The sequence below is a fragment of the Streptomyces katrae genome, assembly GCF_000966975.1.
GTDB lineage: Bacteria > Actinomycetota > Actinomycetes > Streptomycetales > Streptomycetaceae > Streptomyces > Streptomyces katrae.
This window is the reverse complement of record NZ_JZWV01000744.1, coordinates 1-10,653: the sequence shown is the minus strand read 5'-3', so window position 1 is coordinate 10,653 and position 10,653 is coordinate 1. Positions and strand designations below refer to the sequence as shown.

11 protein-coding genes are annotated in these 10,653 nt (G+C 73.7%); 5 read left to right on the top strand and 6 right to left on the bottom strand.

Annotated features, from left to right (window positions below):
* A partial coding sequence (locus tag VR44_RS25695; RefSeq protein ID WP_045949971.1) for a DeoR/GlpR family DNA-binding transcription regulator occupies positions 1–565 on the bottom strand: 565 nt, incomplete at its 3' end.
* Between the two features lie 189 nt (positions 566–754).
* On the opposite strand from VR44_RS25695, the gene VR44_RS25690 reads away from it, so the two are divergent.
* From VR44_RS25690 to VR44_RS25680, 3 genes are all read left to right on the top strand, one after another.
* Positions 755–1,657 (top strand): SIS domain-containing protein, encoded by a 903-nt coding sequence (locus VR44_RS25690; protein WP_045949970.1) that lies wholly within the window; start codon positions 755–757, stop codon positions 1,655–1,657.
* Complete coding sequence (locus VR44_RS25685) at positions 1,654–2,490, top strand: class II fructose-bisphosphate aldolase (protein ID WP_045949969.1); 837 nt, start codon at positions 1,654–1,656, stop codon at positions 2,488–2,490. The genes VR44_RS25690 and VR44_RS25685 overlap by 4 nt, the downstream gene beginning before the upstream one ends.
* 170 nt (positions 2,491–2,660) lie before the next feature.
* Positions 2,661–3,851: an acyl-CoA dehydrogenase family protein gene (locus VR44_RS25680; protein WP_045949968.1), complete on the top strand. Its 1,191-nt coding sequence runs from the start codon at positions 2,661–2,663 to the stop codon at positions 3,849–3,851.
* Positions 3,852–3,859: 8 nt separating this feature from the next.
* On the opposite strand, the gene VR44_RS25675 is transcribed toward VR44_RS25680, so the two are convergent.
* The 5 genes from VR44_RS25675 to VR44_RS49215 form a co-directional block, all read right to left on the bottom strand.
* On the bottom strand, positions 3,860–4,327 hold the full coding sequence (locus VR44_RS25675) for a hypothetical protein (protein ID WP_245692204.1): 468 nt from the start codon (positions 4,325–4,327) through the stop codon (positions 3,860–3,862).
* A 3-nt stretch (positions 4,328–4,330) separates the two neighbouring features.
* Positions 4,331–5,692, bottom strand: a complete 1,362-nt coding sequence (locus VR44_RS25670; protein WP_045949966.1) for a hypothetical protein — start codon at positions 5,690–5,692, stop codon at positions 4,331–4,333.
* Entirely contained in the window at positions 5,692–6,129 is a 438-nt protein-coding gene (locus VR44_RS25665) for a hypothetical protein (protein ID WP_045949965.1), read from the bottom strand. Before VR44_RS25665 ends, VR44_RS25670 begins: the two co-directional genes overlap by 1 nt.
* 524 nt (positions 6,130–6,653) lie before the next feature.
* Entirely contained in the window at positions 6,654–7,988 is a 1,335-nt protein-coding gene (lysA, locus tag VR44_RS25660) for a diaminopimelate decarboxylase (RefSeq protein ID WP_045949964.1), read from the bottom strand.
* A 16-nt stretch (positions 7,989–8,004) separates the two neighbouring features.
* On the bottom strand, positions 8,005–8,217 hold the full coding sequence (locus VR44_RS49215; protein WP_425424535.1) for an SAV_915 family protein: 213 nt from the start codon (positions 8,215–8,217) through the stop codon (positions 8,005–8,007).
* A gap of 454 nt (positions 8,218–8,671) precedes the next feature.
* Between VR44_RS49215 and VR44_RS25650 the strand changes: the two genes are divergently transcribed.
* Both VR44_RS25650 and VR44_RS25645 read left to right on the top strand, forming a co-directional pair.
* Entirely contained in the window at positions 8,672–9,625 is a 954-nt protein-coding gene (locus tag VR44_RS25650; protein WP_045949963.1) for an oxygenase MpaB family protein, read from the top strand.
* Positions 9,607–10,653, top strand: a 1,047-nt coding sequence (locus VR44_RS25645) for a serine/threonine-protein kinase (RefSeq protein ID WP_245692202.1), incomplete at its 3' end; no start/stop codon positions are given. The genes VR44_RS25650 and VR44_RS25645, both read left to right, overlap by 19 nt.

The following is a 10,653-nucleotide window of genomic DNA, read 5'->3' as shown; positions in this document are numbered from 1 at the left end:
CCGCGCCGTCCGCCGGGTCGAAGGCGTCGACGCCGACGACCGCCGTGTCCACGGTGAGCTGACCGAGCGTCTGCTGGGCCAGAGGGCCGGTGAGTTCGTACGACTGCGGGCGGGCCACCCCGCCCGTCAGCACGATCTTGAACTGGGGCCGGATCACCAGTTCGCCCGCGATGTTGAGGGCGTTGGTGACCACCGTGAGCGCGGGGGAGCCGGCGGCCAGGTCCGGGCGGGCCGCGAGGGCGCGGGCCACTTCCGTCGTGGTGGTGCCGCCCGTCAGACCGACCACCTCGCCCGGTGTGATCAGCGCCGCGACGGCCTCGCTGATCCGCCGCTTCTCGGCTGCCCGGCGCGAGGTCCGGTAGCGCAGGGGGAGTTCGTACGAGACCCCGTGCGGCACCGCCCCGCCTCGGGTGCGCACCAGCAGCTGCTGTTCCGCCAGCTGGTCGAGGTCGCGGCGGATGGTGGCGGCGGACACACCGAGCGCCTCGGCGGCGGGTTCCACCTCCAGCCCGTCCCGCTCCACCAGCAGGTCCAGCAGTCTCTGCCAGCGTTCCGTGCGGGTCATGGCGCCCCTCCCGTTTCGTCCCCGGTCCTCTTCCCCGGACCCGCCGTCGACACTAGCCGAGGCGAACATCCCGTCGATGCTTGAAGTTGCGCGAAACAGCCCGCTACCTTGCAGGAACACGCAACACGGCACGTAGCAACAGCACGCAGGAACCGCCAGGATGACGCATCCAACGCGCAGGGAGCCCGCATGAGTCACGTCGCGTACGAGTTGGCCACGCAGCCCGAGAGCTGGGAACGGGCGGCCGAACTGGCCCCGGCCCACCGGGCGGTGCTGCCGAAGCCGGGGGAGCGTACCGCGATCGTGGGGTGCGGGACCTCGTACTACATGGCCCAGGCGGCCGCCGCCCTGCGCGAGGAGGCCGGGCAGGGGGAGACCGACGCCTTCCCCGCCTCGGAGTTCCCCCGCCACCGCCGCTACGACCGGGTGGTGGCGCTGACCCGGTCCGGGACCACCACCGAGGTGCTGGACCTGCTGTCCGGACTGCGGGAGGCGGGGATCCCGGCCACCGCGGTCGTCGGCGACCCGGACACGCCGGTGGCCGGCCTCGCCGGGGAACTGGTCGTGCTGGACTTCGCCGACGAGCGGTCCGTCGTCCAGACCCGCTTCGCCACCACCGCCCTCACCCTGCTCCGGGCCCACGTGGGCGCGCACACCCCGGACGTGGTCGCCGACGGACGGGCCGCGCTGGCCGGGCCCCTGCCCGCCGGGCTGGAGGCGCGGGGGCAGTTCACCTTCCTCGGGCGGGGGTGGAGCGTGGGCCTGGCCCACGAGGCCGCCCTGAAGATGCGCGAGGCCTCGCTGTCGTGGGCCGAGGCCTACCCGGCAATGGAGTACCGGCACGGCCCGGTCAGCGTCACCGGCCCCGGCTCGGTGACCTGGTCGCTGGGCGGCACCCCGGAGGGCATCGCCGAGCAGGTGCTGGGCACGGGCGCCGAGTGGGTGGACGGCGGGCTCGACCCGCTCGCCGAGCTGGTGAGGGTGCACCGGCTGGCCGTGGCGGTGGCCGCGGTGCGGGGGCTGGACCCGGACGCGCCCCGCAACCTCACCCGCTCGGTGATCCTCACCGGCGCCGAGGGGGCGGTCCGATGAGCCTCGCCCCCGCCGGGGTCCTCGTCGCGGAGGCGGCCGCCGCGGGCCGGGCCGTCGCCGCCTTCAACGTGATCACCCTGGAGCACGCCGAAGCCGTGGTCGAGGGGGCGGAGCGGGCCGGTACGCCCGTGATCCTCCAACTCAGCGAGAACGCGGTGAAGTTCCGCGGCGGCGCGCTGCTGCCCATCAGCCGGGCCGCCGCCGCCTGCGCCGAGGCCGCCCGGGTGCCCGTCGGGCTGCACCTCGACCACGTCAAGAGCCCCGACCTGCTGCGGCAGGCAGCGGACGCCGGGTTCGGGTCCGTGATGTACGACGCGGCGCACCTGCCCTACGCCGAGAACCTGGAGGCCACCCGGTCCGCCGCCGACTGGGCGCACGCGAACGGGCTGTGGATCGAGGCGGAGCTGGGCGAGGTCGGCGGGAAGAACGGGGCCGCCCCGCTGGACCCGCACGCGCCGGGCGCCCGTACCGACCCGGACGAGGCGCGGCGCTTCGTCGCCGACTCCGGGGTGGACGCCCTGGCCGTGGCCATCGGCAGTACGCACGCCATGACCAGCAGGACCGCCTCCCTCGACCACGCGCTGCTGGCGCGGCTGGCCAAGACGGTGGACGTACCGCTGGTGCTGCACGGCTCCTCCGGGCTGCCGGACGCGGAACTCGCCGCGGCGGTCGCCGGGGGCATCCGCAAGGTCAACATCGGCACCGCGCTCAACGTGGCCATGACGGAGGCCATCCGCACCCACCTGACCGGGGCCGACCCCCGCCCCTACCTCACCGCCGCGCGGACGGCGATGGCGGCGACGGCCGAGGCCATGATCGCCGTACTGAACTGACGCGCCCACAGGGGAAGTCCGACGCCCGGCTCCGGCCGGGCGTCCGCGCGCGCCTTCGCCGAGGGGGTTCCCCCGTCCCTCCACCCCCCTTCCCTATTCCTGTAACGGGTTCTACTCTGACCGCCGCCGTTCGCAGCGACCGGCTGGACCGCGAGGATCCCGGAGGGGCCGTGCACCTCGAATACACGCCCGAGCAGCAGCAGTTGCGCGCCGAACTGCGTGCCTACTTCGCCGAGCTCGTCCCCCAGGACGTCTACGCCCGCTACGAGGACCCGGCCGCGCAGAAGCGCTTCTACCGCGAGACCATCCGCCGCCTCGGCGCGGACGGCTGGCTCGGCGTCGGCTGGCCGAAGGAGTACGGCGGCCGCGGCATGTCGCCCATGGACCAGTTCATCTTCTTCGACGAGGCCGCGCAGGCCGTCGTCCCGCTGCCGCTGATGGCGCTCAACACGGTCGGCCCGACCCTGATGCAGTTCGGCACCGACGAGCAGAAGGCGTACTTCCTCCCGAGGATCCTCTCCGGCGAGATCGACTTCGCCATCGGCTACAGCGAGCCCGGCGCCGGCACCGACCTCGCCGCCCTCACGTGCAAGGCCGTCCGCGAGGGCGACGAGGAGACCGGTACGTACGTGGTCAACGGCCAGAAGATCTGGACCACCAACGGCGACACCGCCGACTGGGTGTGGCTCGCCGTCCGCACCGATCCGGACGCCCCCGCGCACAAGGGCATCACGATGCTCCTGGTCCCGACCTCCGACCCCGGCTACTCCTGCACCCTCATCAACACCCTCGCCTCGCACGACACCACCGCCAGCTACTACGAGGACATCCGCGTCCCCGCGAGCCGCCGCGTCGGCCAGGAGAACAAGGGCTGGCGCCTGATCACCAACCAGCTCAACCACGAGCGCGTCACCCTCGCCGCCCACGGCACGATGGCCATCCGCGCCCTCCACGACGTCCAGCGCTGGGCCGCGGAGACCAAGCTCGCCGACGGCCGACGCGTCATCGACCTGGCGTGGGTGCGCGCCCGGCTGGCCCGCACCCACGCCCGGCTGGACGCGATGAAGCTCCTCAACTGGCAGATGGTGAACGCCGTCCAGTCCGGCACCCTCACCCCCCAGGACGCCTCCGCCGTCAAGGTCTACGGCTCCGAGGCCCGCCGCGACGCGTACGCCTGGCTGATGGAGGTGGTCGGCGCGGCGGGCGCCCTCAAGGACGGCTCGGCGGGCGCGGTCCTCCACGGCGAACTCGAACGCGGCTACCGCAGCGCCGTGATCTTCACCTTCGGCGGCGGCAACAACGAGATCCAGCGCGAGATCATCTCCTGGATCGGCCTGGGCATGCCAAGGGTCCGCCGCTGACGGACCGTCTACTTTTCCTTCAGTGGCAGGGGTTCCAGGACCACGGAGCCGGGCAGGGCGGCGGCCATGTCGTGGGCGTAGACGCTGGGCGACACCCAGATGAACCAGTTGCCGGCGGCGACGAAGGTCTGCCCGTACGCCCGGCGCCCCGTCGCGATCGAATCTCCGACCTCATCCCGGCTGAACCGGGATGTGCTCAGCACCGAGATCTTGTTGTAGACGGTCGTCTGGCGGTGCTGAACCTCGCACGTGGCGTCCGAGCCGAACTTGTTCTCGTTCCGCAGGGTCACCTTGCAGTCGAACCCGCCCCTCCCGAGGGCCGTGATCACGTCATCGACCGACGCGTACACAGGACCCGTCGGCACCTGGCTCGGCATCGGTGTCCGGGGGCGTGGCCCCCGGTCGCCACCGACGAGACCGCAGCCGCTCAGCGTCAGCAGCAAGGTCAACAGCAGGATGGACTTCCGTGTGCCCATGGGTCAGTGGCTCCTCGGCGGCTGCGGGGCCGGTCCCGGGCCGGGGGAGGGGGTGCCGGGTTCCGCCGGACCGGTGCCCGTGCCGGTGCTCGGCCCGCCGCCCTCATGGTAGATCGGGTCGATGGAGACGTGGTGTCCGGCCGGGGTCTGCGATTCGAGCTGGCGCATGGCGGTGGCCCGTTGTTCGTCCGTGAGCGCGTACCAGGCCATCGCGTCGTCGAGGTGCGGCTCCACCTTGTCCCAGTGCTCACCCCGAGTCCTGATGTCGCCACCGCGACTGCTCGACTCGTCGCCGTACCGCTCGTTCAGCTCCCGCACCTCAGGGGTGTCCGCCGCGTACAGCGTGAAGAGCTGTTTGTCGGTCCTCGCCCCGTAGCGATTCCGTTCCAGGTCGCTGAGGTGATACGCACTCAGCCGAATGTCCTCGTTGGGATTTTCCTCGATGTACTTGGTCAGTTCCGCGTCTCCGAGATCACCGAGGAAGGTGCCGTCCGGCAGGGTGAAGGCCGTCTGGTTCCGATGCATCACATCCCGTGCCGTCTCCGGCTTCATGTGCGTGATGCCGAGGGACTTGTCCGGCTTGATGGTCTGCTGCAACGTCCAGTCGAAGACCCTGCCGCCCACGGGCAGCGGGCCAGTGAGGCCGGGGCTGAAGTTCTGGTACCACTGCTGTTCCTGCCACAGGATCGCCAGCAGCAGCTTCCGGCTGATGCCCGTCTCGGCCGACGCCCGGTTCACCGCCGCGAACTGCGCCGGGGAGACGTTGATCGGGTGCAGGCCGTCGACGCCGCCGGACAGGGCGAGGGCGATGGCGAGCGGGGAGCCGGGGGTCAGGGCCTCCTTGGCCAGCTTCGGGTCCGAGATCGCGGTGAGACCCTCGATGGTGCGCAGGGCGCGTGCCGCTTCCGTGTCGGCCTGGGCCGCCTGGCGGAGGGCCTCGACGATGATCCCCTGTGCGTGGTTCGCCGGTTCGAGGTGCTCGGTGCTGCCCGGAGGCGCCATGACCGGGTGGGACAGCTGGACCCGGCCGCTTTCCTCGACCTTCAGGTCGTGCGTGCGGGCGTAGTCCAGGGCGCTGTTGAGGTCCCGCTGCGCCGCCGTGATCGCGTCCGCGAGGTCGTCGTAGACCTTGGCCATCGCCCGCAGGGCCACCGCGGAGGTCTCGTAGTCGTCGGCGTGCTTCACGAAGCGTTCCGTGGCGGCCCGGCCCGACTCGCCGACCCAGCAGCGGTTCACCGTGCGGGCCACGTCCTCGCGGGCGTGGGTGGCGAGGCCGTCGCACTGCTTGGCCACGGCCACCGCGTCGTCGGCCGCGGCGCGCCACTTGCCCGGGTCGGCCTGCTTCAGCTCGGATACGGAGACCATCAGGCGTCCCCCAGCACGCCGCCGGCCGCGCGCAGCGAGGCGCCGATCGCCGCGTCCTCGCCGGTGATGGCGTTCGCGCCCTTGGTCAGCGCGTCGGCCGCGCCGTCGACCAGGTCCGCGAGCTCCCGGAGCCTGCGCTGCCAGGCGCCCACGCAGTCGTTGCTCGCCGGCCCGGCCGCCCATCCGGAGTGGACGCGGCCCACGGCCTCGGCGTCGTCGAGGGTGGACTTGCCGCGGGCCTCGGCGTTCGCCGTACGCATGGCGGACGCCTTGGAGCGCACGGGGTCGTGGACGAGGCCGAGGTCGGCGTCCGCGGCGTGCGGCGACGCGGAGGGGCTCGGCTGGGGAGTGGGCGCGGGCAGCGGTCCGGCCGAGGCGAGGCGCATGGCGGCCTCCCCCTTCGCCCGGGCCCATTCCGCTTCGAATTCGAACGTCATTTCCCCACCCTCGCATACTCGATCAGCGCTGCCCGGTACTTCCCTGACAAGCCGTCAACCCCGCTGAAGGGCGGCCGGCGCGGCGGGGTGCAGGTCCCGGCGCGAGCATCCCTGGCAGGCTCGAACCGGGGCCTCGTTCGATACCGAGTCCGACGGGGAGATCAAGGGCGCGTCAAGGATCGGTGAACAAACGGAAGGAACACGTCAAGGGTGTCAGGGGGACGTCCGGGACGGCACCAGACTGGAGGGGCGACGGAGCGGAATGGCAGTTCCGCGGCGTACGGCCTACGGCGGGGCGCAGAACCCCGCCAGAGGGTGCGGTATCCGGCCCGTGGGGGGCCCGGATCGAGACGACCGAGCGCCTGCGCACCCGTCGCACGTCACAGGAGCCGTCCGGCTCCCGGTGTGGGGATACCGGGACCGGGCGGCTTCCGTGTGTTCGAGCGGACCGCGCAACGGGCCCCGGCCCCGCGGGCCCCCCGGCGAAGGGGCCCGCAGAGCCGGGGCGTACGGGTCCGGACGGCTCAGCCGCCGATGTCCCGGCTGCGGAAGTCATCCAGGGTCTCGCGCCTGACCAGTACCCGCGCCGCGCCCTCGTGGACGGCGACCACCGGCGGCCGGCCGACCATGTTGTAGCCGGAGGCCATGGACAGCTGGTAGGCGCCGGCCACCGGGACGGCCAGCAGGTCGCCCGGGTGGACGTCCCCCGGCAGCTCGGCGTCGACCGCCAGGACGTCGCCCGCCTCGCAGTGCCGGCCGACGACCGTGGCCGTACGGCAGCCCGCCGTGGAGGCCCGGCCCACCAGCCGGGGCGCGTAGCGCACCCCGTACAGGGCCGGCCGCGGGTTGTCGCTCATCCCGCCGTCCACCGCCACGAACAGCTTCCCGCCGGAGCGCTTGACGGCGAGCACCCGGTACAGGGCCACCCCCGCCGGCCCGGCGATGGCCCGCCCCGGCTCCACCGTCAGCCGGGGGAGCGGCAGGCCGACGGCCGCGCAGCGGTCCGCCAGGGCGGTGCGCAGCTCCCGCGCCAGGGCGGTGAGGTCCAGGGCGGGCTCGCCGGGCCGGTAGGCGATGCCGTGCCCGCCGCCCAGGTCCAGCTCGGGCAGCACCGCCCCGTGCACCTCGTGCACGGCGGCCATCAGCTCCACCATGCGGCCCAGGGCCACCAGGTACGCGTCCACCGTGGTGATCTGGGAGCCGATGTGACAGTGCAGCCCGGCGAGTTCGAGCCGGGGCTGGGCCAGGATCCGGGCCACGGCCTCCTGGGCGCTCCCGTCGGCGGCGGACAGCCCGAACTTCTGGCCCTCCGTACCGGTACGGACCTTCTCGTGGCCGCCCGCCGCCACCCCCGGCACGACCCGCACGAGCACCCGCTGGCGCCCCTCCGGACCCACGGCCGCCGCGATACGGGCGATCTCGGAGGAGCTGTCGATGACGATCCGGCCCACCCCGAGCCGCAGCGCGGCGGAGATGTCCCGGGGTGACTTGGCGTTGCCGTGCAGCACGATCCGCTCGGGCGGGAACCCCGAGGTGACGGCCAGCTCCAGCTCACCGGCGGAGCACACGTCCAGGCCGAGCCCCTCCTCCCGCACCCAGCGCGCCATCGCGCGGGAGAGGAACGCCTTGGCGGCGTACAGCACCTCGGCGTCGGGGAAGGCGTCCCGGTAGGTGCGGCAGCGGCCCCGCACCTCGCCCTCGTCCAGGACGTAGACGGGGGTGTCGAACCGCTGGGCGACCTCCGCCAGCGACACCCCGCCGACGGCCAGGCCGCCGTGCGGGAGCCGGGCCGTGGAGGCGGGCCACACGGAGAGGTCGCCGGTGCCTGCCGCGACCTCGGAGAGCACGTCGACGGTCATGACGGTCCCGGCCCCCTCAGACGGCCCGGGCGGCCCGGGCGGACACCCCGGGGGACGCGGCAGCCGGTACGCCCGGGACGGCGGCCGCCCCCGTGCCGGCCCCCACCGGTGCGGCCGCCGGGGCGGTCAGGGACGGGTCCACGGTCAGCGACGCCGCCCCCAGCGGCTCGGCCAGCGCGCGCAGCGCCGACTCCGAGAGCCGGATCCACGGGTGCCCCGCGCCGAGCACGCGAGCACGGCGGCGAGCCGCTCCGCCCGGGTGAATCCGACAGCGGTACGGGCACCCAGCGGGGTACGGAACAGCCGCACCACCACCTGCCCGGTACCCGTACCCGTACCCGGCCGGACCGGGACGTACAGGGGTCCGGCCGGGACGCGTTCCTCGGGCTCGGGGTCGTCTTCGTACGTGAACAGGCACATGGGGTCCTCCCGGGGGAACCACGGATGACGAACGGGCAGGGTGCCCCGGGCTGCGGGGAGGCGGTCCGGGGCGTGCCACCGAAGCTATCCCCGGGGCCGGGGCAGCGGCGACGGCCCATGACGGGACCTTGACGCCGGCGGGCCCGGTCCTGACGGACCGCTGACACCGGTGCGCGCCGCCACCCGGCGGTTTCGCGCCGCGCCGTGGCGGGGGCGGTGGGACCCGCGCCCGGCTGGGTAGGCTCGACCGCGGGAGGCGGGCGATGAGCGGAACTCCGTACGAGGGCGCCGACCCGGGACTGTACGGACCCGGGTCCGTCACCTGGCACTGCCACGGCGACCCGGTCATGTGGATCGCCGGGGTCCGCGCGCTCTACCTCCAGGCCCTCCACCCGCGTGCCGTCCGCGGGGTCATGGAGAACTCCGCCTTCGCCGAGGACGCGTGGGGGCGGCTGCTGCGCACCGCCGACTTCGTCGGCACCCTCACCTACGGCACCACCGGGGCCGCCGAGCGGGCCGGAGCCCATGTGCGCGCCCTCCACCGCCGGCTGTCCGCCACCGACCCGGACACCGGCGAGCGGTTCCGCGTCGACGACCCCGAACTCCTCCTGTGGGTGCACTGCGCCCAGATCGACAGCTTCCTGCACATACTCCGCGGGTCCGGCGTACCGCTCACTCCCGCCCAGGCCGACCGGTATGTGGACGAGAACCGCGTCAACGCCCGCCTCGTCGGCCTCGACCCGGCCGTCGCACCCGCCGACACGGCGCAGCTGGCCGCGTACTTCGAGACGGTCCGCCCCCGGCTCGCCGCCGGGGCGGACGCCCGGGCCGTGGACGCCTTCCTGCGCTCACCGCCCGTTCCCCCGCTGCTTGTTCCTGGCCGAAACCTGTTGTGGCGTCCGCTCGCCGGACTCGCCTACGGCAGCCTCCCCGGCTGGGCGCACCGGCTGTACGGCCGTCCCGCACCACCCGCACGCACGGTCACTCGGCGCCTGCGTCTCACGGGCCGCGTGCTGCGCACCATTCCCGCAGGTCTACGCTGGCAGCTGCCTCCAGGTCACATCTTGAGAGCGATGCGCCGACTGGGCCCCGGGAGCCGCCCCTCCGCGTACACACTGCGTAAGTCAGCGGCCATACTGGACCGGCTGGGGAGGGCGCGATACGACGACGGGCACGATGACGGGGGCGGCTTCAAGACATGGCGGAGTCCAGACTGATCCAGGGCCGGTCCAGACTGATCCAGGGCCGGTACCGGTCGCTCGATCTGATCGGGCGCGGCGGCATGGGCGAGGTGTGGCGCGCCCGTGACGAGTCGCTGGGCCGGCAGGTGGCCGTGAAGTGCCTCAAGCCGGTCGGCGCCGAACACGACGCCCACTTCACCCAGGTGCTGCGCGAGCGTTTCCGGCGCGAGGCGCGCGTGGCCGCCTCCCTCCAGCACCGGGGCGTCACCGTCGTGCACGACTTCGGCGACGACAGCGCCGCCGGCGGCCCCCTCTACCTGGTCATGGAACTCCTCGACGGCCAGAACCTCAGCCAGCTGATGGAGGAGAACGAGGCGCGCCCCCTCCCCGTCGACGTGGTCCTCGACATCGCCGAGCAGATGGCCGCCGCCCTCGGCTACACCCACGACCAGGGCGTCGTCCACCGCGACCTGAAGCCCGCCAACATCATGCGGCTCACCGACGGCACGGTGAAGATCTGCGACTTCGGCATCGCCCGGCTGGCCGCCGACATCGGCTTCACCGCGAAGCTGACCGGCGGCGGCATGGCCATGGGCACCCCGCACTACATGTCGCCCGAGCAGATCGCGGGCGGAGAGGTCGACCACCGCAGCGACCTCTACTCCCTGGGCTGCGTCCTGTACGAGATCGCCACCGGGGCCCCGCCGTTCGACCTGGGCGACTCCTGGTCCGTGCTGGTCGGCCACCGCGACACCGCGCCCGTGCCGCCCCGTGACCACCGGCCCGAGCTGCCCGAGTACTTCGAGCGGATCGTGCTGGACCTGCTGGCCAAGCGCCCGGAGGACCGGCCCGGGGACGCCCGCCACCTGCACCGGCTGCTGGCCGACGCCCGCTCCGCCCCCGGCGGCGCGGCCCGCGCCCAGGCCCCGCTGCCCGCGTGGGCCGCGGGGATGACCGCCGGGCGCAAGGCCGGCATCGACGCCCGGCCGGCCAGCGGGGAGTGGGCCGTCCTCACCGGCTCCTGGACGGCAGCCCGCCGCCCGGCCGGCGGCCACCCGCTGCCG